The organism is Enterobacter cloacae complex sp. 394I7 (assembly GCF_057320345.1).
Genome location: NZ_JBXWCR010000007.1, coordinates 159,069 through 181,639, shown reverse-complemented (window position 1 = coordinate 181,639; position 22,571 = coordinate 159,069). Strand labels below are relative to the sequence as shown.

The 22,571-nt window shown below is 53.6% G+C and carries 18 protein-coding genes and 2 rRNA genes; 12 read left to right on the top strand and 8 right to left on the bottom strand.

Translation table 11 applies throughout. The features are described 5' to 3' along the window. From AC2FAP_RS20230 to AC2FAP_RS20220, 3 genes are all read left to right on the top strand, one after another. Positions 1 to 2,363: ribosomal RNA gene (locus tag AC2FAP_RS20230) — 23S ribosomal RNA — on the top strand; the annotation flags it as partial. Positions 2,364 to 2,427: 64 nt separating this feature from the next. Beyond that, positions 2,428 to 2,543: ribosomal RNA gene (gene rrf / locus AC2FAP_RS20225) — 5S ribosomal RNA — on the top strand. 255 nt (positions 2,544 to 2,798) lie between these two features. Beyond that, positions 2,799 to 4,094 (top strand): MFS transporter, encoded by a 1,296-nt coding sequence (locus tag AC2FAP_RS20220; RefSeq protein WP_025203439.1) that lies wholly within the window; start codon positions 2,799 to 2,801, stop codon positions 4,092 to 4,094. On the opposite strand, the gene AC2FAP_RS20215 is transcribed toward AC2FAP_RS20220, so the two are convergent. From AC2FAP_RS20215 to trxC, 5 genes are all read right to left on the bottom strand, one after another. After that, positions 4,091 to 4,414, bottom strand: a complete 324-nt coding sequence (locus AC2FAP_RS20215) for a YfiM family lipoprotein (RefSeq protein ID WP_014171230.1) — start codon at positions 4,412 to 4,414, stop codon at positions 4,091 to 4,093. The genes AC2FAP_RS20220 and AC2FAP_RS20215 overlap by 4 nt on opposite strands. A 45-nt stretch (positions 4,415 to 4,459) precedes the next feature. Continuing rightward, a complete protein-coding gene (pssA, locus tag AC2FAP_RS20210) occupies positions 4,460 to 5,815 on the bottom strand; it encodes a CDP-diacylglycerol--serine O-phosphatidyltransferase (protein WP_020882993.1) in 1,356 nt (451 codons plus the stop codon). 110 nt (positions 5,816 to 5,925) lie between these two features. Continuing rightward, on the bottom strand, positions 5,926 to 8,589 hold the full coding sequence (locus tag AC2FAP_RS20205) for a bifunctional acetate--CoA ligase family protein/GNAT family N-acetyltransferase (protein ID WP_449541466.1): 2,664 nt from the start codon (positions 8,587 to 8,589) through the stop codon (positions 5,926 to 5,928). 35 nt (positions 8,590 to 8,624) lie between these two features. After that, a complete protein-coding gene (gene tapT, locus AC2FAP_RS20200; protein WP_032680476.1) occupies positions 8,625 to 9,323 on the bottom strand; it encodes a tRNA-uridine aminocarboxypropyltransferase in 699 nt (232 codons plus the stop codon). A 69-nt stretch (positions 9,324 to 9,392) separates the two neighbouring features. Then, entirely contained in the window at positions 9,393 to 9,812 is a 420-nt protein-coding gene (trxC, locus tag AC2FAP_RS20195) for a thioredoxin TrxC (RefSeq protein WP_014171226.1), read from the bottom strand. A gap of 204 nt (positions 9,813 to 10,016) precedes the next feature. On the opposite strand from trxC, the gene AC2FAP_RS20190 reads away from it, so the two are divergent. Further along, a complete protein-coding gene (locus AC2FAP_RS20190) occupies positions 10,017 to 11,102 on the top strand; it encodes a tRNA/rRNA methyltransferase (RefSeq protein WP_449541465.1) in 1,086 nt (361 codons plus the stop codon). 45 nt (positions 11,103 to 11,147) lie between these two features. On the opposite strand, the gene ung is transcribed toward AC2FAP_RS20190, so the two are convergent. Beyond that, on the bottom strand, positions 11,148 to 11,837 hold the full coding sequence (gene ung, locus AC2FAP_RS20185) for a uracil-DNA glycosylase (RefSeq protein WP_044867783.1): 690 nt from the start codon (positions 11,835 to 11,837) through the stop codon (positions 11,148 to 11,150). A 314-nt stretch (positions 11,838 to 12,151) separates the two neighbouring features. Here ung and grcA point away from each other — a divergent pair, with 314 nt between their 5' ends. After that, positions 12,152 to 12,535: an autonomous glycyl radical cofactor GrcA gene (grcA, locus tag AC2FAP_RS20180; protein ID WP_013098327.1), complete on the top strand. Its 384-nt coding sequence runs from the start codon at positions 12,152 to 12,154 to the stop codon at positions 12,533 to 12,535. 52 nt (positions 12,536 to 12,587) lie between these two features. Here grcA and srmB read toward each other — a convergent pair whose 3' ends face one another. After that, positions 12,588 to 13,916: an ATP-dependent RNA helicase SrmB gene (srmB, locus tag AC2FAP_RS20175; protein ID WP_449541464.1), complete on the bottom strand. Its 1,329-nt coding sequence runs from the start codon at positions 13,914 to 13,916 to the stop codon at positions 12,588 to 12,590. 132 nt (positions 13,917 to 14,048) lie between these two features. Between srmB and trmN the strand changes: the two genes are divergently transcribed. Next, positions 14,049 to 14,786: a tRNA(1)(Val) (adenine(37)-N(6))-methyltransferase TrmN gene (gene trmN / locus AC2FAP_RS20170; RefSeq protein ID WP_025203446.1), complete on the top strand. Its 738-nt coding sequence runs from the start codon at positions 14,049 to 14,051 to the stop codon at positions 14,784 to 14,786. Here the strand turns inward: trmN and nadB are convergent. Next, positions 14,771 to 16,390, bottom strand: a complete 1,620-nt coding sequence (gene nadB, locus AC2FAP_RS20165) for an L-aspartate oxidase (protein WP_020883000.1) — start codon at positions 16,388 to 16,390, stop codon at positions 14,771 to 14,773. The genes trmN and nadB overlap by 16 nt on opposite strands. Positions 16,391 to 16,814: 424 nt before the next feature. On the opposite strand from nadB, the gene rpoE reads away from it, so the two are divergent. The 6 genes from rpoE to lepB all read left to right on the top strand — a co-directional run bounded on the left by rpoE (position 16,815) and on the right by lepB (position 22,473). Continuing rightward, entirely contained in the window at positions 16,815 to 17,390 is a 576-nt protein-coding gene (rpoE, locus tag AC2FAP_RS20160; RefSeq protein WP_006176728.1) for an RNA polymerase sigma factor RpoE, read from the top strand. Positions 17,391 to 17,421: 31 nt separating this feature from the next. Then, a complete protein-coding gene (rseA, locus tag AC2FAP_RS20155; protein ID WP_025203448.1) occupies positions 17,422 to 18,072 on the top strand; it encodes an anti-sigma-E factor RseA in 651 nt (216 codons plus the stop codon). After that, positions 18,072 to 19,025, top strand: a complete 954-nt coding sequence (gene rseB, locus AC2FAP_RS20150) for a sigma-E factor regulatory protein RseB (protein ID WP_014171218.1) — start codon at positions 18,072 to 18,074, stop codon at positions 19,023 to 19,025. The genes rseA and rseB overlap by 1 nt, the downstream gene beginning before the upstream one ends. Continuing rightward, the gene (rseC, locus tag AC2FAP_RS20145) at positions 19,022 to 19,498 is read left to right on the top strand and encodes a SoxR-reducing system protein RseC (RefSeq protein WP_014171217.1); all 477 of its coding nucleotides are present in this window, start codon (positions 19,022 to 19,024) and stop codon (positions 19,496 to 19,498) included. Before rseB ends, rseC begins: the two co-directional genes overlap by 4 nt. A gap of 185 nt (positions 19,499 to 19,683) precedes the next feature. Continuing rightward, positions 19,684 to 21,483: a translation elongation factor 4 gene (gene lepA / locus AC2FAP_RS20140; protein WP_014171216.1), complete on the top strand. Its 1,800-nt coding sequence runs from the start codon at positions 19,684 to 19,686 to the stop codon at positions 21,481 to 21,483. Positions 21,484 to 21,498: 15 nt separating this feature from the next. After that, positions 21,499 to 22,473 (top strand): signal peptidase I, encoded by a 975-nt coding sequence (gene lepB, locus AC2FAP_RS20135; protein WP_014171215.1) that lies wholly within the window; start codon positions 21,499 to 21,501, stop codon positions 22,471 to 22,473. The last annotated feature ends 98 nt before the right edge of the window (positions 22,474 to 22,571 follow it).

Below are 22,571 nucleotides of genomic sequence, written 5' to 3'. Positions count from 1 at the left end.
TTTATGGGGTGACTGCGTACCTTTTGTATAATGGGTCAGCGACTTATATTCTGTAGCAAGGTTAACCGTATAGGGGAGCCGAAGGGAAACCGAGTCTTAACTGGGCGTTAAGTTGCAGGGTATAGACCCGAAACCCGGTGATCTAGCCATGGGCAGGTTGAAGGTTGGGTAACACTAACTGGAGGACCGAACCGACTAATGTTGAAAAATTAGCGGATGACTTGTGGCTGGGGGTGAAAGGCCAATCAAACCGGGAGATAGCTGGTTCTCCCCGAAAGCTATTTAGGTAGCGCCTCGTGAACTCATCTTCGGGGGTAGAGCACTGTTTCGGCTAGGGGGCCATCCCGGCTTACCAACCCGATGCAAACTACGAATACCGAAGAATGTTATCACGGGAGACACACGGCGGGTGCTAACGTCCGTCGTGAAGAGGGAAACAACCCAGACCGCCAGCTAAGGTCCCAAAGTCATGGTTAAGTGGGAAACGATGTGGGAAGGCACAGACAGCCAGGATGTTGGCTTAGAAGCAGCCATCATTTAAAGAAAGCGTAATAGCTCACTGGTCGAGTCGGCCTGCGCGGAAGATGTAACGGGGCTAAACCATGCACCGAAGCTGCGGCAGCGACACTATGTGTTGTTGGGTAGGGGAGCGTTCTGTAAGCCGTTGAAGGTGTCCTGTGAGGGGTGCTGGAGGTATCAGAAGTGCGAATGCTGACATAAGTAACGATAAAGCGGGTGAAAAGCCCGCTCGCCGGAAGACCAAGGGTTCCTGTCCAACGTTAATCGGGGCAGGGTGAGTCGACCCCTAAGGCGAGGCCGAAAGGCGTAGTCGATGGGAAACAGGTTAATATTCCTGTACTTGGTGTTACTGCGAAGGGGGGACGGAGAAGGCTATGTTAGCCGGGCGACGGTTGTCCCGGTTTAAGCATGTAGGCGGAGGTTCCAGGTAAATCCGGTTCCTTATTAACGCTGAGGTGTGATGACGAGGCACTACGGTGCTGAAGTAACAAATGCCCTGCTTCCAGGAAAAGCCTCTAAGCATCAGGTAACATCAAATCGTACCCCAAACCGACACAGGTGGTCAGGTAGAGAATACCAAGGCGCTTGAGAGAACTCGGGTGAAGGAACTAGGCAAAATGGTGCCGTAACTTCGGGAGAAGGCACGCTGATATGTAGGTGAAGCCCCTGCGGGTGGAGCTGAAATCAGTCGAAGATACCAGCTGGCTGCAACTGTTTATTAAAAACACAGCACTGTGCAAACACGAAAGTGGACGTATACGGTGTGACGCCTGCCCGGTGCCGGAAGGTTAATTGATGGGGTTAGCGGCAACGCGAAGCTCTTGATCGAAGCCCCGGTAAACGGCGGCCGTAACTATAACGGTCCTAAGGTAGCGAAATTCCTTGTCGGGTAAGTTCCGACCTGCACGAATGGCGTAATGATGGCCAGGCTGTCTCCACCCGAGACTCAGTGAAATTGAACTCGCTGTGAAGATGCAGTGTACCCGCGGCAAGACGGAAAGACCCCGTGAACCTTTACTATAGCTTGACACTGAACACTGGTCCTTGATGTGTAGGATAGGTGGGAGGCTTTGAAGCGTGGACGCCAGTCTGCGTGGAGCCAACCTTGAAATACCACCCTTTAATGGCTGGTGTTCTAACGTAGACCCGTAATCCGGGTTGCGGACAGTGTCTGGTGGGTAGTTTGACTGGGGCGGTCTCCTCCCAAAGAGTAACGGAGGAGCACGAAGGTTAGCTAATCCTGGTCGGACATCAGGAGGTTAGTGCAATGGCATAAGCTAGCTTGACTGCGAGAGTGACGGCTCGAGCAGGTGCGAAAGCAGGTCATAGTGATCCGGTGGTTCTGAATGGAAGGGCCATCGCTCAACGGATAAAAGGTACTCCGGGGATAACAGGCTGATACCGCCCAAGAGTTCATATCGACGGCGGTGTTTGGCACCTCGATGTCGGCTCATCACATCCTGGGGCTGAAGTAGGTCCCAAGGGTATGGCTGTTCGCCATTTAAAGTGGTACGCGAGCTGGGTTTAGAACGTCGTGAGACAGTTCGGTCCCTATCTGCCGTGGGCGCTGGAGAATTGAGGGGGGCTGCTCCTAGTACGAGAGGACCGGAGTGGACGCATCACTGGTGTTCGGGTTGTCATGCCAATGGCACTGCCCGGTAGCTAAATGCGGAAGAGATAAGTGCTGAAAGCATCTAAGCACGAAACTTGCCCCGAGATGAGTTCTCCCTGAGACTTTAAGTCTCCTGAAGGAACGTTGAAGACTACGACGTTGATAGGTCGGGTGTGTAAGCGCAGCGATGCGTTGAGCTAACCGATACTAATGAACCGTGAGGCTTAACCTTACAACGCCGAAGATGTTTTGGCGATGAGAGACGATTTTCAGCTGATACAGATTAACAGAATTTGCCTGGCGGCTTTAGCGCGGTGGTCCCACCTGACCCCATGCCGAACTCAGAAGTGAAACGCCGTAGCGCCGATGGTAGTGTGGGGTCTCCCCATGCGAGAGTAGGGAACTGCCAGGCATCAATTAAAAGAACCCCGTACCGTATGGTGCGGGGTTTTTTGCTTTGGTTCTTTCCCGCCACCGGAGACGGCGTCAGACTGCACACCGCCACACCAGCCAACGACCCTTAGTCTTTATCCTATAACTTACCTTGCTAACAGAAAATGTGATCTTACTCTCAATGTTATTTATAACAAAATAATAACATTTGCTTTACAAGATCGTGAGTTCTCAGGACTCAGCATGCCGTTTTTATGGCAGGAGCATAATCACAATGACAGAAAGCATAACATCGAACGGGACGCTGGCTGCCAGTGATTCCCGTAGAAGGGTATGGGCAATCGTCAGTGCCTCTTCAGGGAACCTGGTGGAATGGTTCGACTTTTACGTCTACTCATTCTGTTCACTTTACTTCGCACATATCTTCTTCCCGTCCGGAAACACCACCACACAGCTTCTGCAAACGGCTGGCGTATTTGCTGCGGGCTTCTTAATGCGCCCCATTGGTGGATGGTTGTTTGGACGGATCGCAGACCGTCGAGGACGTAAGGCATCCATGCTGATTTCGGTCTGCATGATGTGCTTTGGCTCGCTGGTGATCGCCTGTCTCCCCGGTTATGATGCTATCGGGACATGGGCGCCGGCTCTTTTGCTACTGGCTCGTCTGTTCCAGGGACTTTCTGTTGGAGGAGAATACGGTACCAGCGCCACTTACATGAGTGAAATTGCCCTCGAGGGCCGGAAAGGATTTTACGCCTCTTTCCAGTACGTCACGCTTATTGGTGGCCAGCTTCTGGCCATTCTGGTGGTGGTTATTCTGCAGCAGGTCCTTACCGACAGCCAGCTTCATGAGTGGGGATGGCGAATTCCTTTCGCGATGGGCGCTGTACTGGCGGTCGTCGCACTTTGGTTGCGTCGTCAGTTGGATGAAACCTCGCAAAAAGAGGTCCGGGCGCTGAAGGAGGCGGGGTCGTTTAAAGGGCTGTGGCGTAACCGCAAAGCTTTCCTGATGGTTCTCGGGTTCACCGCGGGCGGTTCTCTCAGCTTTTACACCTTCACCACCTACATGCAAAAATATCTGGTGAACACCACGGGCATGCACGCCAACGTCGCCAGCGCTATCATGACCGCCGCGTTGTTCGTCTTTATGCTGATTCAGCCACTTATTGGCGCGCTCTCCGATAAAATAGGGCGTCGCACATCAATGCTGATCTTTGGCGGCATGTCCGCGTTATGTACTGTTCCCATTTTAACTGCGCTTCAGCACGTTTCCTCACCGTATGCCGCCTTTGGTCTGGTCATGCTGGCGATGGTCATTGTCAGTTTTTACACATCGATCAGTGGGATCCTGAAGGCTGAGATGTTCCCGGCACAGGTACGCGCTTTGGGGGTAGGGCTTTCTTATGCGGTCGCCAATGCGCTGTTCGGTGGCTCTGCGGAGTACGTCGCGCTGTCGCTTAAATCATGGGGAACGGAAACAACTTTCTTCTGGTACGTGACGGTGATGGGGGCACTGGCCTTTATTGTCTCCCTGATGTTGCATCGAAAGGGTAAAGGTATTCGTCTCTAATAGCGAGCCATCTGCCACACGGCATAGCCGGTCGTGGCACCGGCTACGTCCCAGGCAAAGTCTTTCCAGCTCCAGCCGCTCCCCGCGGGGCGGCTATCCCACAGTTCTTTTGAAGCCCCAAGGCTTACAGAGAACATCAGGCCGATTGCCGCACTACGATCCCGGCTGTACCCCTGATGTTGTGCATACTCATTACCGGCAGCGGACAACATCGCGGAGGCGAGAAAGTGTTGCGCTTTATCCTGCCCGGACCAGCTATCGTTAGCCATATGGCTACAGCCACTGAGAAAGAGAGCACTCAGCAAGAGAAGAATACGCATTAGCGGACTCCAAAAAAAAGCCCTGTCGCTGACAGGGCCTGGACATCACAGAATACGGCTGATAAGTCTGTCAATACGGATTCGACGCAGGCGACGAATAAGCTTGCGGACTTTCACCGGGTAATCGGCAATGCTCTGCAGTTCACGGTAATGCTGAACCACAGTGGTATGTGTGCGAATAAGCTCAAGCTCACGTTCACGACTGGTCGCTAACTCATGTTTCGGGTCATGGATCAGGATGGCATTTTCGAGATCCAGACGCCAGGCGCGAGGGTTCAGGTTATTGCCCGTAAGCAGCATCCATTCATCGTCGACCCACATCCCTTTCAGATGATAACTGTTGTCTTCATCTTTCCACAGACGCACGACCAGCTGGTCAGTGTTAACGTAATACTGTAAACGGCTCAGGAAACGGCGCAGGTTAATCTCATAGAGATAAGGGAGGGCACCGATAATCTTGAACGGTTGATCTTCAGGAATAAAGAAGTCGTTAGCCGTTTTGTCACCGACGATAATTTCAACTTTTTTACCATCACGCAGCAGCTGAATGATATTACGCACCAGCACGGCGGGAAGGTTGAAGTAAGGGGTGCAGATGATGAGTTTCTGCTCCGCACACGGCATCAGGTGGAAAATCGTTTTGTTCAGCAGGCTTGATTTGCCTAACCCCACCAGCGGTGTAACGGATAGCTCTTCGTTATTGGCATCGCCCTGGAAATGGTAGACCGCATCACGCAGTTCCTGGCGGAACGCGCGGATATCATTTTTAATTTCCGGGCTTTTAGGACGGTGTGGATCGTCAAGACGATTTACGCCGCGACCCTGTACTAAGTTCTTATCAACCCAATTAAACATGATATCCGCCATCTGCGGATTACGAACCAGATGGTAACGGTCATATCGATATTTATCGAGCTGATGAAGGTAAACATCATTCAGGCTCGCGCCGCTGTACAGCACGCTGTCATCAATGATGAACCCTTTGAAATGAAGGACGCCGAGCGCTTCTCGGGTATTTACAGGTACGCCGTAAACGGGCACATCGACGCCAGGATTTTCCTGCGCCGTGCGGCAATACCAGTCAGCATTGGTGTTTGAAGCAGCAGCGCCTATACGGCCACGCTGAGCGCGGTGCCAGTCGACCAGCACGCGAACATCCAGTTCCGGACGTTGACGCTTGGCTTCATAGAGCGCATTTAAGATCGCGCGCCCACCTTCATCTTGTTCAAGATACAGGGCCACAATGCAAATGCGACGCGTAGCGCCGGCAATCTTTTCCAGAAGCGTCTCCCGAAAATGGGCGGGAGCGTAAAAGAACTCTACATCATCAACTGACTGAGAAATCTTCGGTAGTTGAGCAAGGTGTTGTTGATGTTTATTACGCTTAAATTTTGACAACATCACAGTGCGTTTCTTCTCTGTTCATTGAAGGGTTGTCTGTACCATGCAAACAACATAAGCGGACAATGATACCACCAGTCCCGTCCAAAGTGGGTAACATTTCCAGTAGCTTACTCGGCTTTATCCGCTGATATCAGGCTCAGGGATAAGGCCACAATACCTTCGTCCAGCTGAATATCAACGTCAAATCCAAGTTTTCGCGCCAGGGTCACCATACCGCGATTGTTAGGCATAGTAATGCCATTGAGGCGTAACAATCCGTGATCTCGCGTATAACTGATGAGTTTTTCCAGCAGCCGTCGCCCCAGACCCAACCCTTTCAGATCGGAGCGCACCAGCACAGCAAACTCCGCATCAACATTATCCGGGTCGGAAATAGCACGCGTAACGCCGAGGATCTCATCGCCCTTATCGGAACGACGAACGGCGACAAATGCCATTTCTCGATCGTAGTCGATCTGGGTCATATTGGCTAAATCATCGTGGGTAAATTCGTTGATTTCGCTAAAATAGCGATAGTAAAGATCCTCTTTCGTTACCTGAGAGATGAACGTGCGCAGCTGCGGTTCATCTTCCGGCAGGATAGGGCGGAACAACGCGCGCTCCCCGTTTTTCATCTCCACCCACTCCTCCAGCTGCAGAGGATACGGACGGATCGCAAGGCGGCTCTCTCTGTCACCCTCGAAAGGCGCGATATCCAGCGTGACGTCCAGGGCCGTAAACTCACTGCCGGAGGCGAGCAGCGGGTGGATGTCCAGCCGCTGGATCTCCGCGCAATCAACAATCAGGTTAGACACCTGCACCAGGAACTGACTCAACCCGGCAATATCAAGAGGGCGCAGCGCGCTTCGGCCCCGTATTTTTTTGCTCTTGATGGCCTGAATGATCAGATAACGCGCCAGGTTCATGTTCAGTGGTGGCAAAGCCACGACCGTCTGCTCCTCAGGACGCCACTCGACGCCGCCTTCCCCCAGCATGATAAGCGGGCCAAAGACGGGATCGTATTCAACCACCACGCGCAGCTCCTGAGCGCCAGCGCGATTAGCCATGCTTTGCACCAGCAGCCCGTGGATCCGCGCCTGAGGCCAGGCCATTTTGACCCGGTCGAATATGGCATCAGCGGCTTGCTGTACCTCGGTCGCAGTCCGCAGGTATAACATCACTCCCTGGACATCAGACTTATGCGGGATATCCGGTGAGCGAAGCTTGAGGGCAACGGGATAGCCAATTTGTTCGGCAATATGCACGGCTTCGGCGCTGTCGCCGGCAATCCAGGTGGGCAGGGTTTGCATCCCGTAACTGCCCAGAATCGGCTGCACTTCGTGCGTATCAAGCGAGGTGGCTCCCTCTTCGATAGCCTGCTGTAAAAGCCGATGAACATCGGCGGTGTTCGCCGTCAGGTTACCCGGTAAAGCCGGGGTTTCACGGAGCTGCTTCTGGTTGCGGCGATACTCCACCATATGCATAAACGCCGTAATCGTGCCTTCCGGAGTGCGGTAGGTGGGCAGACCGGCTTCACTGAACAGGCGTCGTGCCTCCTGGGAAGAGAACTCACCGCACCAGTTGGTCAGCAGGGTGACATATTTTCCACGAGGATGGTTCCGGACGGCGTCAATCAGTGCGCGCGCGCTTTCACTCCCGGGAGCGACCGCGCTGGGGGAGTGAATAATCATCAGCGCGTCGAAATCCTGGCTATCCAGTAAAAGGGAGATCGCCCTGATATAGTGATCGCTACTGGCGTCATCGCGCAAATCGAGGGGATTGCCTGGGCTAACGCTTGCCGGCAGCGCCTCTTTCAGGCGTTGAAGCGTCTCCTCACCTAGGGTGGCCAGCTTGCCATTGCGCAGCCACAGTTCATCCAGTGCAAGTGCGGCAGGAGCCGCGCCATTACTGACAATCATTAACTTCTCACCGCGTAACGGACGCATATGGCTTAACGTCTCGACGGCGGAAAAAAGCTCGTGTGTATCCTGAACCCGCAGCAAACCCGCGCGTTGAATCGCGGCATCCCAGGCGGGATCCATGCCGGAATGCGACTGCAGCAGACGCTGGGCGGCGGGGCTACGCCCGCTTTTGATCACCAGAATCGGTTTGTTACGGGACGCGCTACGGGAAGCTGATACAAAACGACGGGCGTCGCTCAGATGCTCAAGATAAAGAAGAATGGCGCTGGTTTTGCTGTCGCGAGCCAGAAAATCGAGCAGTTCATCAACGTCGATGTCCAGGCTGTCACCCAGAGCAATGAAGTAGGAAAAACCCATCTCACGCTGTTGCGCCCAGTCGAGGATCGTGTTCGATACCGCAGCCGATTGCGAAATGAAAGCGAGTTTGCCTTTGCGGATAGGGACCGGGGAGAAGCTGGCATTCAGCCCCTGCCACGGGGCGAGCAGGCCCAGACTGTTTGGCCCAAGAATGCGCATCTGATAGCGACTGGCGCATGCCAGAAGCTCCGGCTGCTGTTCGGGCGGAGACGAGAGAATAATGCAGGTTTTACATCCTTTCCTGCCGAGCGACTCCAGCAGGGCTGGATTACGTTTCGCATTTGTACACAGGATGGCAAGGTCCGGTATGAAAGGCAGGCTCTGCACGTCCGGCCATGCCAGCACCCCCTGAACAGCCTTATAGGCAGGCGTCACGGGCATGACGGGGCCATTAAATCCGCCAGCCAGCAGGTTACGCATCATCAGATAGCCTGCGCGGTCCGGTTTCATTGATGCGCCGATAACGGCAATGGATTTAGGACGAAGTAGCGCTTCTAACCCTCGCTGGCTCATGCAGGCCTCCTGTGAATGCAAGCGACCTGATGATTTTAAACGTTTTCTGTCTCAGTTGCTGTGACGCTGCCCTTATGAACGGTTTTTCCTGCCAGGTAACGTTCACGAAAGCGGGAGAAATGGCTCCCCAGCGCACCTGCCGCGACGGTATCTCCCGCTAAATCCAGAAGGGCAATCGCCACTTCAGCGGTACAGTACTGCCCGTCAGCATGCGCTTCTCGCAGGCGGTAGGCCGAGACGCGTGAAAGGTCGACCGAAATCACCGGCAATGAATCGAGATAAGGACTTTTGCGGAACATTTTTCGCGCTTCGGTCCAGGTTCCGTCCAGCATAATAAACAGCGGCGGTTTACCAGATGGCGGTGCCGAAAGGACCTGGCGATCTTCGCCAGCATACGAGGCCGGAAATACGACCATTGGCTGATAGTCCGGGTTTGCCACTAAGTCGAGCAGGGCCTGCGGAGGTTCCGTGCGTGACCACTGAAATGCCGCGGTATCCGGCAGAATGTCGGCAATAAGGCGTCCGGTATTGCTGGGTTTCATTGGTTCGGTATCGAACATGACCAGGCAAAAACGACTCTTCGCGGTGCTCGGCGCAAGGGTCTCGCACAGACAAACTTTTAGCGGCAGCAGACAACGCTGACAGCGGCGAATACGATTGCCGCGGGCAAGAAAAGGGCGAGTCGCGCGGGCCAGGCGTGCGGCACGCAGTTGAAGAACAGCGTTATCAGTCATGGGCGAAGTGCAGGAAAAACCCTATTTTCGCAGAGGAAGGAACGGGGCACAAGATGCGCCCCGTTAATGTTACAGCGATTCGTTTAACCAGCTATCAAACGGTGCTTTAGGAACAGCACCGTTAAGCATGTCGATCACTTCACCATTTTTGAAAATCATGATGGTTGGGATGCTGCGAATGCGAAAGCGTGCGCTCAGCTCACGTTCTGCTTCGGTATTGACCTTAACAAAACGCATTTTGCCGCTGCGTTCTTCGGCAACATCTTCGAAGACAGGCGCGAAGCTACGGCACGGACCACACCACGGTGCCCAAAAATCGACAACCACCGGAAGATCGTCCTTGAGGAGTTTGTCCAGCGTAGCACCCGTAGCGTTGATAACATCGCCATCAAACAGTTCATGGCCACAACGCCCGCATTTCGCACCATCTTCAATCCGATCGTCCGGAATGCGATTAAGAGCCTGACAGTTGGCACATACGGTATTCATAACTAACCTCTGATAGAGCCGTGGGACAGCGGCAGAATGCCGATAATGTTTCTAATATGTTACATATTATCATTCAGCCTGTTTGAAACGACAATGCGTTTTATTCAATGAGAACAATAGTCACAGGCTTTTGTACGAATTTATGGCTATGAGCTTGCACATCGGGTAATCTGCGCGCTTCGCGCAGCGCTGGTGGAGAAAAGCATGAACGACGAAATGAAAAACAAAAGCGGCAAGGTCAAAGTGATGTATGTCCGCAGTGATGATGACTCTGATAAACGCACCCAAAATCCGCGTACCGGAAAAGGTGGCGGGCGTCCGGCGTCTTCTCGTGCAGACGGTGGCCGTCGCCCCGCCCGCGATGACAGAAATAACCGCGGTGATGACCGCAAACGTGATGACCGCAAGCGTGACGATCGTAAACGCGATGATTTCTCGCGCGAGGGTTCATCCCCCTGGCGTACCGTTTCTCGTGCCCCTGGTGAAGAGGCGCCTGAAAAAGCCGATCACGGTGGTATCAGCGGGAAAAGCTTTATTGACCCGGAAGTGCTGCGCCGTCAGCGTGCAGAAGAGACCCGAGTCTATGGCGAGAATGCCTGCCAGGCGCTGTTCCAGAGCCGTCCTGAGTGCATCGTTCGCGCATGGTTTCTCCAGAGCGTAACCCCGCGCTTTAAAGAAGCGCTGCGCTGGATGGCGGCAAACCGTAAAGCCTACCATGTGGTGGATGACGCTGAGCTGACGAAAGCATCAGGCACTGAACACCACGGTGGCGTGTGCTTCCTGATCAAAAAACGTAACGGGACTACCGTACAGCAGTGGGTTAGCCAGGCGGAAGCCGATGACTGCGTGCTGGCACTTGAAGATGTGGGCAACCCGCATAATCTGGGTGCAATGATGCGTAGCTGCGCGCACTTTGGCGTGAAAGGCGTGCTGTTACAGGATGCCGCGCTGCTGGAATCGGGTGCCGCGATCCGTACCGCAGAGGGCGGGGCAGAGCATGTTCAGCCGATCACCGGCGACAGCGTTCTGGATGCTATTGAGCAGTTCCGTAATGCGGGATATGCCATCGTCACAACCTCCAGCCATGCCGCTACGCCGCTGTTTAAAGCGACACTGCCGCGTAAAATGGTGCTGGTGCTGGGTCAGGAGCGTGATGGCCTGTCGGATGCTGCGCTTTCCAGCGCGGATCTGAGCGTCTCTATCGACGGTACAGGCAATGTTGAAAGTCTGAACGTTTCCGTTGCGACTGGCGTACTGCTGGCGGAATGGTGGCGTCAGAATAAAGCATAAGACTGTGCATCGGGTGTGCCCGCTAAAACGGGCACATTCGCTGCGTTACTCACTCTCAGCCGGTAACACTGGCAGCCAGTCAATTGGCGTTTCGCCACGTTTTTCCAGCCACTCGTTCGCCAGAACAAAATGATTACAACCAAAGAAACCACGATGCGCTGACAGCGGTGACGGATGCGGTGCCTTCAGGACATGATGACGCTGCCTGTCGATAATCGCCCCTTTCTTCTGCGCGTGGGAACCCCACAGTAAAAACACCACCCCTTCACGATGCTCGTTGATAAGGCTGATGACTTTATCGGTAAAGGTTTCCCAGCCCAGGCTGGCGTGAGAATGTGCCTGACCGGCACGTACGGTGAGTACCGTATTCAGTAACAGCACGCCCTGGCGCGCCCAGCTTTCCAAATAACCATGAGTGGGCCGGGTAAACCCGGGCACGGTCTTTTCGAGTTCTTTGTACATGTTCAGAAGCGAAGGGGGGATAGCAACCCCAGGACGTACAGAGAAAGCAAGCCCGTGAGCCTGTCCCGGTCCGTGGTAAGGATCCTGACCGAGGATAACAACTTTTACATCGCTGAGTTCGGTATAGCGAAACGCGTTGAAAACATCTTTTTGTGGCGGATAAATCGTCTGGCCAGACTGCCGCTCTGCCGCAACGGTGCTGAGGGTGTTAATAAAATAGGGCTGCTGTTTCTCTTCTGCCAGCACATCGTGCCAGGTCAACGGTGTCGTCATCTCGCTCTCCTGCGAATCACATTCTGCGCCTAGCTTAACCGCTAAAACCCGGGGTGCAAAATCCCAGGCATAAAATCACCGTAAGTCATTCAATTTATTTTGAATAGATGCGAAAGGAGTTGAGCTGGCAAAGCAATGAAATTGATCTGGAACAATAAAATCAAACCACACTCTTTGTGTGGTTGGTGTTTTTGTTGATTTAAATCAATAAATGACCGGGGTGCGAGTGATATATATACACACAAGAAACAATGGTTTTACCAATTGGCCGCGCGAGGCCGACACCAGTTAATGTAGCCTAAGGGAGGCAACACATGATTACAGGTATCCAGATTACTAAAGCTGCAAATGACGACCTGCTCAACTCTTTCTGGCTGCTGGACAGCGAGAAAAATGAAGCGCGCTGTGTAGTAGCGAAAGCGGGTTTTGCTGAAGATGAAATCGTTCCGGTGAACAAACTGGGCGAAATCGAATACCGTGAAATCCCAATGGAAGTAAAACCGGAAGTGCGCGTTGAAGGTGGTCAGCACCTGAACGTGAACGTGCTGCGCCGTGAAACGCTGGAAGATGCGGTTAAGCACCCGGAAAAATACCCACAGCTGACCATTCGTGTATCAGGTTATGCAGTACGTTTTAACTCTCTGACCCCGGAACAGCAGCGCGACGTTATTGCGCGTACCTTTACTGAAAGCCTGTAAGGTTTCAGTCTCGGGGGTGGAATAAAAAAGCCGGGTTTTTCCCCGGCTTTTTTTACTCTTCAGTTTTCGTCTCTGGTGCGGAAGAGCTTGGTTTACGGCGTTTACCAATATTCTTGGTATCGCGGTGGCGCTGCTTCACGCGCGGCTTCTCTTTTTCTTTCTCTTTTTTCTCAGCACGTTTTGCGAGCGCTTTTTTAGACGGTTTGCCCGTCATTTTTTCACTCGGTGCACGTGTGGTCGGGCGAAGCTCATCAATAACGCGTGCTTTCAGTGGCTCATCAACGTAGCGGCCAATTTTCTGCAGCAGCAGGTAGTCATGCGCTTCGACCAGAGAGATCGCGATACCTTTGCGTCCGGCACGGCCGGTACGGCCAATGCGGTGCAGATAGGTGTCGCCGCTGCGTGGCATATCGAAGTTAATGACGTGACTGACGTCCGGAATGTCGATCCCGCGTGCAGCAACGTCTGTTGCGACCAGCACGTTCACGCGACCATCAGTCAGACGTTTAATCCCTTCGGTACGCTTAACCTGCGCCATCTCGCCTTCGAGATAGCAGTTATTGATTCCGGCATTACGCAGCATTTCAGCCAGTTCATGCACACGCTCGCGCTTACGCACAAAGACGATGGTACGGGTGGCATCGTCCTGCTTCAGCAGGTGCTTAAGTAACTCAACCTTGTGTTCAAGGTTATCTGCACGGTAATACCACTGGTGGATCTTCTTGCGCTCGCGCGTGGACGGCGTCGCGGAAACTTCCACCGGATCTTCCAGCAGGCGCTCTGCGAAGTCTTTGATCGCGTCCCCTTCAAGGGTGGCAGAGAACAGCATCGTCTGGTTACGCCAGCGTGTCTCACCCGCGATATGTTCGATATCCTGCGCGAAGCCCATGTCCAGCATGCGGTCAGCTTCATCCAGAATCAGTGTTTCTACCGCGCGGCAGTCGAAGTTCTCTTCTTTAATGTACTGCAGCAGGCGACCGGTCGTCGCAACGACGATGTCCTGGTTTTCGCTGAACACTTCGGCGTGGTTCATATACGCAACGCCGCCAGTGATCGTGGCGATATCCAGATGGGTATTGGCCGCCAGCTCGCGGGCGTGATCGGCAACCTGCATCGCCAGCTCGCGCGTCGGCGTCAGGATCAAAATACGCGGCGGGCCTGATTTTTTACGTGGAAAATCGAGCAGATGCTGCAACACAGGCAGCAAGTAAGCTGCTGTCTTCCCCGTGCCGGTTGGCGCAGAACCGAGCACATCGCGGCCCTCAAGCGCAGGCGGAATGGCCGCTGCCTGAATGGCGGTCGGGCGTGTAAAGCCTTTGCTCTCAAGTGCATTGAGCAGGCTTTCATCGAGTTCAAGTTCGGAAAAAGTCGTTACAGTCATGTTCTACCTCTGTGTGGGGCGCTGATTATAGACGTTACGGCTGTAATCTTCATCTGTTTGTATGGATATCGCTTTGCGGCCACTTCGCTTTCCCCTATGCTACTCCAGTTTCACTTAGAAGGTTGCCCTGACATGTCTCAACTCAAAGCGCAGTTGCGCCGCGATGGTTTTACGTTTAAACAATTTTTTGTCGCTCACGATCGCTGTGCCATGAAAGTCGGTACAGACGGTATTTTACTGGGTGCCTGGGCACCTGTCGCAGGTGTAAAGCGTATTCTGGATATTGGGACGGGCAGCGGGCTGTTGGCGCTGATGCTGGCGCAACGTACCGAAGCACATGTCACCATAGATGCGGTGGAGCTGGATGCGCAGGCGGCAGAGCAGGCGAGTGAAAATGCGGCTGAATCTCCGTGGGCCGCCCGGATTAACGTTGGATGTGCAGATGTGCTCGACTGGACGCCGGAGCAAACCGCGCGTTACGACCTGATTGTCAGCAATCCTCCCTACTACGCGCCCGGAGTTGAGTGCGGAACGCCTGAGCGTGAACAGGCCCGTTATACCGGCTCCCTCGACCATAAGGCGCTGCTGATCAGTGCCGCAGAGCTTATTTCAGAAGAGGGGTTTTTCTGCGTGGTTCTGCCAGAAAGCACCGGCAATGCGTTTATTGGCATAGCGCAAGAGATTGGCTGGAAATTACGTTTACGCACCGATATTGCAGATACCGAAGGGCGATTGCCGCACCGTGTGCTGCTGGCGCTCTCACCCAAAGAAGGTGAATGCTTTAACGACCGAATGGTGATCCGTGGGCCAGACCAGCGTTATTCCGAAGATTACACCGCTCTGACCCAGGCGTTTTATCTGTTTATGTGAACCTGTGGGGAGAGGATCGACGGGCCGGACTCGGCCAGCTGATCGGGGTAGTCGAGGGTATAATGCAAACCGCGGCTCTCTTTGCGCATCATCGCGCAGCGAACAATCAATTCAGCAACCTGAACCAGATTGCGCAGCTCCAGCAGATTATTGGATACGCGGAAATTGGCATAATATTCATCGATTTCCTGCTGTAACATCGTGATACGGCGTAATGCGCGTTCAAGACGTTTCGTGGTCCGCACAATCCCGACGTAGTCCCACATAAACAGCCGCAGTTCGTGCCAGTTATGCTGAATAACGACCAGCTCATCCGGGTTCTCCACGCGGCTTTCATCCCAGGCAGGCAGGTTTTCAGTCTGACGGGCGTAAGGCATGCGCTTCGTGATATCTTCCGCGGCAGACCAGCCGTAAACCAGACACTCCAGCAGTGAGTTCGACGCCATCCGGTTCGCGCCATGAAGCCCGGTATAACTTACTTCACCGATAGCATACAGGCCATCCACGTCGGTGCGACCATGATCGTCAACCATTACGCCCCCGCAGGTATAGTGGGCGGCAGGCACGATGGGCACCGAATCGCGGGTTAAATCAATCCCCAGACCCAGCAGCTTTTCGTAGATCATCGGGAAATGCTGGCGGATAAACTCTGCCGGCTTATGGCTGATGTCCAGATACATGCAGTCTACGCCAAGACGCTTCATTTCATGGTCGATGGCGCGGGCAACGATATCACGCGGTGCCAGCTCGCCTCTGGGGTCAAAGTCCGGCATAAAGCGGGAGCCGTCAGGGCGTTTCAGGTATGCGCCTTCACCGCGCAGAGCTTCCGTCAGCAGGAAATTACGCGCCTGAGGATGGAACAGGGCGGTCGGGTGAAACTGGTTGAATTCAAGGTTTGCCACGCGACAACCGGCGCGCCAGGCCATGGCGATCCCGTCTCCGGAGGCAATATCGGGGTTGGTGGTATATTGATACACTTTGGATGCACCGCCAGTCGCCAGTACCACGGCCTTCGCCTGACAGGTCTCAACCTTTTCTTTATTGCGATTCCAGACCCAGGCACCCACGACACGACGCGTACCCGGAAGGCCAATCTTGTCGGAAATAATCAGGTCAACGGCATTGCTGCGCTCAAGGACCCGAATGTTAGGATGGCTGAGGGCTTTGCTGACCAGCGTGGTTTCGACTTCTTTACCGGTAGCGTCTGCGGCATGCAGGATACGGCGGTGGCTATGCCCGCCTTCGCGGGTCAGGTGGTAGCTCTCTTCACCGTTTGGCTGCACCTGTGTATCAAATAATACGCCCTGATCGATCAACCACTGCACGCAATGACGGGCATTACTGGCCACAAACTCTGCGGCATGCGCATCCACGATCCCGGCCCCGGCAATCAGCGTATCGTCGACATGCGACGCAATGCTGTCTGTCTCATCAAACACGGCGGCAATACCGCCCTGGGCATAAAACGTAGAACCTTCACTTATCGGCCCTTTGCTCAGAACGATCACGCTCTGATGTTCGGCCAGACGCAGTGCCAGGGAGAGACCGGCAGCGCCGCTACCGATGATCAGTACATCACAATGCAGTTCAGGTGTTGTGTTCATGATTTTTGTTTAATTTACTAAACAGTGTTTGGTCAGAATAGCATCCGAATGCGAGATATCGCACGTTTTTTTTGATGTGAGTTGTAACCGCTAAACTCGAGGCGGAGGATTAAAACCACGTAAAAGAAAGAAAATATTTTGCGAAGCAGATCGTTAGCGTCAGATTTTGTGGTGAAATAAAGACTGGGTTGCGTTACTCTTCTGGCGGGAAAAGAGATGTTTCTTGTCATAAAGTGGTGCGTATCGTGAACAGACTTATAATGAGAGAAAATGAACAGTCTGCGGCGCGATGAACAAAAACAAAGGCGTTACGGAACTTATTGAAGATCAGACACTCTAATTCGGTGCTTGCTCAAAGTGCGGTTTTTTAAGAGTGGCGTTTCGATAACGCGTGGAATTTAGGTTTGGGGAGACATTACCTCGGATGAGCGAGCAGTTAACGGACCAGGTCCTGGTTGAACGGGTCCAGAAGGGAGATCAGAAAGCCTTTAACTTACTGGTGGTGCGCTACCAGCATAAGGTGGCGAGCCTGGTTTCCCGCTATGTACCGTCAGGCGATGTGCCTGATGTAGTACAAGAGTCTTTTATTAAGGCCTATCGCGCGCTGGATTCATTCCGGGGAGATAGTGCTTTTTATACCTGGCTGTACCGTATTGCGGTCAATACGGCAAAGAATTATCTGGTCGCTCAGGGCCGCCGTCCGCCTTCAAGTGATGTGGACGCAATCGACGCCGAAAACTTCGAAAGTGGCGGTGCGCTGAAAGAAATTTCGAACCCTGAGAACTTAATGTTGTCAGAAGAACTGAGACAAATCGTTTTTCGCACGATCGAGTCGCTCCCGGAAGATTTACGCATGGCAATTACGTTACGGGAGTTGGATGGTCTGAGCTATGAAGAGATAGCCGCCATCATGGATTGTCCGGTCGGCACGGTACGTTCACGTATTTTCCGTGCGCGAGAAGCAATTGATAATAAAGTTCAACCGCTTATCAGGCGTTGACGATAGCGGGATACTGGAAAAGGTATTAGGCATGCAGAAAGAAAAACTTTCCGCTTTAATGGATGGTGAAACGCTGGATAGTGAGCTGCTCAACGAGCTGTCTCATTCTCCCGAAATGCAAGAGACCTGGGAGAGTTACCATCTCATCCGTGACACCCTTCGCGGTGACACCGGCGAGGTTCTCCATTTCGATATCTCAGCTCGCGTGATGGCGGCCATTGAAAATGAGCCTGTCCGTCAGACCACTCCGCTGATTCCTGAAGCTCAACCTGCGCCTCACCAGTGGCAGAAAATGCCGTTCTGGCACAAGGTGCGTCCGTGGGCCAGCCAGCTCACCCAAATGGGTGTGGCTGCATGCGTATCGCTTGCAGTTATCGTTGGCGTCCAGCACTATAATACTCAGTCTGAAACTAATCAGCAGCCAGAAGCGCCAGTGTTCAACACACTGCCGATGATGGGCAAAGCCAGCCCGGTAAGTTTGGGTGTTCCGGCTGATGCATCCGCCAGCGGCGGCCAGCAACAGCAGGTTCAGGAGCAACGCCGTCGCATTAATGCGATGTTGCAGGATTACGAGTTGCAGCGTCGTCTGCACTCTGAACAGCTTCAGTTTGAGCAGGCACAAACCCAGCAAGCGGCTGTGCAGGTGCCCGGAAACCAAACTTTAGGAACGCAATCGCAGTAATGAAGCAACTTTGGTTCGCCATGTCTCTGATGGCGGGTAGCCTGTTCTTCTCTGCCAACGCCTCGGCTGATGTTTCATCCGGGGCGTTGTTGCAGCAAATGAATCTGGCCAGCCAGTCACTCAATTACGAGTTGGCATTTATCAGTATCAATAAGCAGGGCGTCGAGTCGTTACGATACCGCCATGCCCGTCTTGATAACCAGCCGCTCGCCCAGCTTTTACAGATGGATGGCCCGCGTCGGGAAGTTGTCCAGCGTGGTAACGAAATCAGTTATTTCGAACCCGGTCTGGAGCCTTTCACGCTGAATGGCGATTATATCGTCGATTCTCTGCCATCGCTTATCTACACCGACTTCAAACGTCTTGCGCCTTACTATGATTTCATTTCAGTAGGGCGTACGCGCATTGCGGACAGACTGTGTGAGGTGATCCGCGTTGTTGCCCGTGACGGAACGCGCTACAGCTATATCGTCTGGATTGACGCCGAAACCAAGCTGCCAATGCGTGTAGACCTGCTGGACCGTGATGGTGAAACGCTGGAGCAGTTCCGCGTTATCTCCTTTAGCGTGAACAATCAGGTGGGTAATAGCATGCAGAATCTGGCGAAAGCCAGCCTGCCGCCGCTGCTTTCGGTACCGGCGGGTGATTCCGTCAACTTCAACTGGGTTCCTTCCTGGATCCCGCAAGGGTTTAGCGAAGTCTCCAGCAGCCGTCGACAACTGCCAACCATTGAAACACCGGTTGAATCGCGTCTTTATTCCGATGGTTTGTTCAGTTTCTCGGTGAACATTAACCGCGCATCGGCAAACAGTTCTGAACAAATGCTTCGTACCGGACGCAGGACGGTCAGCACCACGGTTCGCGATAACGCAGAGATCACCATTGTGGGTGAATTACCGCCACAAACGGCGAAGCGTATTTCCGACAGCATTAAATTCAGGGCTGCACAATGATTAAAGAGTGGGCTACGGTCGTATCGTGGCAGAATGGCATTGCGCTGGTGAGCTGTGATGTTAAGGCCTCATGCAATAGCTGTGCTTCCAGAGCCGGTTGCGGTAGCCGCGTGCTGAACAAGCTCGGGCCGCAAACCTCGCATACCATTTCCGTGCCAAGCGATCGGCCGCTGATGGTGGGGCAAAAGGTGGAGCTGGGAATTGCAGAAGGTAGCCTGCTCACGTCCGCCATGCTGGTTTATCTCTCTCCGCTGGTGGGGCTGTTTGTTATGGGCGGCGTATTCCAGATGCTGTTTGGTACCGATGTGGCCGCCATGTGTGGTGCGGCATTGGGCGGCGTAGGGGGATTCTGGCTGGCCAAAGCTCTTTCCCCGAAGCTTGCCGCACGCGAAGAGTGGCAGCCTGTTATTCTCAGCGTAGGGCTGGCACCCGACCAGCTTCGTGTTGAGACGCTCTCTTCTGAGGCCCGATGATCCATCGGGCTTTGTCCTTTTTTACGTCCTAAAATAGAAAACGTCATTTCTTCACGCTATACCTGGCGCTAAGTACATTTCCAGGTAACGGGGATGTAGTGTAGAATGCGGCGTTTTCGCACTGAAAAACGTCAGGCTAAGAACAGCGGCCTCCAGGAATTCGTAAGGCATAATTATTTAACTATATGAAGAACATACGTAACTTTTCGATCATTGCTCACATTGACCACGGTAAGTCGACGCTGTCTGACCGTATTATCCAGATTTGCGGTGGCCTGTCTGATCGTGAAATGGAAGCCCAGGTTCTGGACTCCATGGACCTGGAACGCGAACGCGGTATCACCATCAAAGCGCAGAGCGTTACGCTTGATTACAAAGCGGCTGATGGCGAAATCTACCAGCTGAACTTTATCGACACCCCAGGCCACGTTGACTTCTCCTATGAAGTTTCACGCTCGCTGGCGGCCTGTGAAGGCGCGCTGCTGGTTGTGGATGCCGGGCAGGGCGTTGAAGCCCAGACCCTGGCAAACTGCTATACCGCGATGGAAATGGATCTCGAGGTTGTGCCGGTTCTGAACAAAATTGACCTGCCAGCTGCCGATCCTGAGCGCGTAGCGGAAGAGATTGAAGATATTGTCGGCATCGACGCGACCGATGCGGTGCGCTGCTCCGCTAAAACGGGTGTGGGCGTAACCGACGTGCTGGAACGCCTGGTGCGTGATATCCCGGCACCAGAAGGTGACCCGGATGCCCCGCTGCAGGCGCTGATCATCGACTCCTGGTTTGATAACTACCTGGGCGTTGTCTCGCTGGTGCGTATTAAAAACGGCACCATGCGTAAAGGCGACAAAATCAAGGTAATGAGTACTGGCCAGGTTTACAACGCTGACCGTCTGGGTATCTTCACGCCAAAACAGGTTGACCGTACCGAGCTGAAATGTGGCGAAGTAGGCTGGCTGGTCTGCGCCATTAAAGACATCCTCGGCGCGCCAGTGGGCGATACCCTGACCGGTGCACGTAACCCGGCAGACAAAGCGCTGCCAGGCTTTAAAAAGGTTAAACCGCAGGTTTACGCGGGTCTGTTCCCGGTCAGCTCTGACGACTATGAAAACTTCCGTGATGCGCTCGGCAAGCTGAGCCTCAACGATGCTTCCCTGTTCTATGAACCAGAAAGCTCTACGGCGCTGGGCTTCGGCTTCCGCTGCGGCTTCCTTGGTCTGCTGCACATGGAGATCATCCAGGAGCGTCTGGAGCGTGAATACGATCTGGATCTGATCACCACGGCACCGACCGTTGTGTACGAAGTGCAGACCACCAACAAAGAGATCGTCTACGTCGATAGCCCGTCCAAGCTGCCACCGCTGAACAATATCGAAGAACTGCGCGAGCCCATTGCAGAGTGTCATATGCTGCTGCCGCAGGAGTTCCTGGGTAACGTTATTACGCTGTGTATTGAGAAGCGTGGCGTACAGACCAACATGGTCTACCACGGTAATCAGGTTGCGCTGACGTACGAAATCCCTATGGCGGAAGTGGTCCTCGACTTCTTCGATCGTCTGAAGTCTACCTCTCGTGGCTATGCGTCACTGGATTACAACTTCAAACGCTTCCAGGCGTCTAATATGGTGCGTGTGGACGTGCTGATCAATGGCGAGCGTGTGGATGCGCTGGCACTCATCACTCACAACGACAATGCGCCATACCGTGGCCGTGAGCTGGTTGAGAAGATGAAAGAGCTGATCCCGCGTCAGCAGTTTGATATCGCGATTCAGGCCGCCATCGGTAACCACATTATTGCCCGTTCTACTGTGAAACAGCTGCGTAAAAACGTTCTGGCGAAATGCTACGGCGGTGACGTCAGCCGTAAGAAAAAGCTGCTGCAGAAACAGAAAGAAGGTAAGAAGCGTATGAAGCAGGTCGGTAACGTCGAACTGCCGCAGGAAGCATTCCTTGCCATCCTTCATGTTGGTAAAGACGGCAAATAACCCTAAGGAGTTGGCATGGCGAACATGTTTGCCCTGATTCTGGTCATTGCTACCCTGGTGACAGGTTTGTTGTGGTGTCTGGATAAGTTTATTTTCGCCCCAAAACGCCATGAACGTCAGGCTGCCGCACAGGCAGCCACTGGCGATGGGCTGGACGCGAAAACCCTGAAGAAAGTCGGCCCGAAACCGGGCTGGCTGGAAACCGGGGCATCGGTATTTCCGGTGCTGGCGATTGTGCTGGTTGTCCGCTCGTTTATTTACGAGCCGTTCCAGATCCCGTCTGGTTCAATGATGCCAACGCTGCTGATTGGCGATTTTATTCTGGTTGAGAAGTTTGCCTACGGGATTAAAGATCCGATCTACCAGAAAACGCTGATCGAAACCGGTCATCCAAAACGTGGCGACATCGTGGTGTTTAAATACCCGGAAGATCCGCGTCTGGATTACATCAAGCGTGCAGTGGGTCTGCCGGGTGACAAAGTCACCTACGATCCGGTGGCGAAAGAAGTTACCGTTCAGCCTGGCTGCAGCTCCGGTACCGCGTGTGAAAACGCGCTGCCAATCACTTACTCAAACGTTGAGCCAAGTGATTTTGTGCAGACCTTTGCTCGCCGTAACGGCGGTGAAGCGACCAGCGGTTTCTTCCAGGTGCCCAAAGGCGAGACCAAAGAGGACGGTATTCGCCTGGTTGAACGTAAAGAGACGCTGGGTGATGTGACCCACCGTATCCTCACCGTGCCAATCGCGCAGGATCAAGTGGGGATGTACTACCGGCAGCCAGGCCAACAGCTGGCCAGCTGGATCGTACCACCGGGACACTACTTCATGATGGGTGATAACCGCGATAATTCCGCGGACAGCCGTTACTGGGGCTTTGTGCCGGAAGCGAATCTGGTAGGTAAAGCGACCGCTATCTGGATGAGTTTTGAGAAGCAGGAAGGCGAATGGCCGACCGGCGTTCGCCTGAATCGTATCGGCGGGATCCATTAATTCTCATTAAATGAACGCGTAGCCGCGTTAATTAGCGGCTACGTGAATTATTTCAGCGATAAATCTCTTTGGACTAACGACATCCCCTGTCGTTGTGT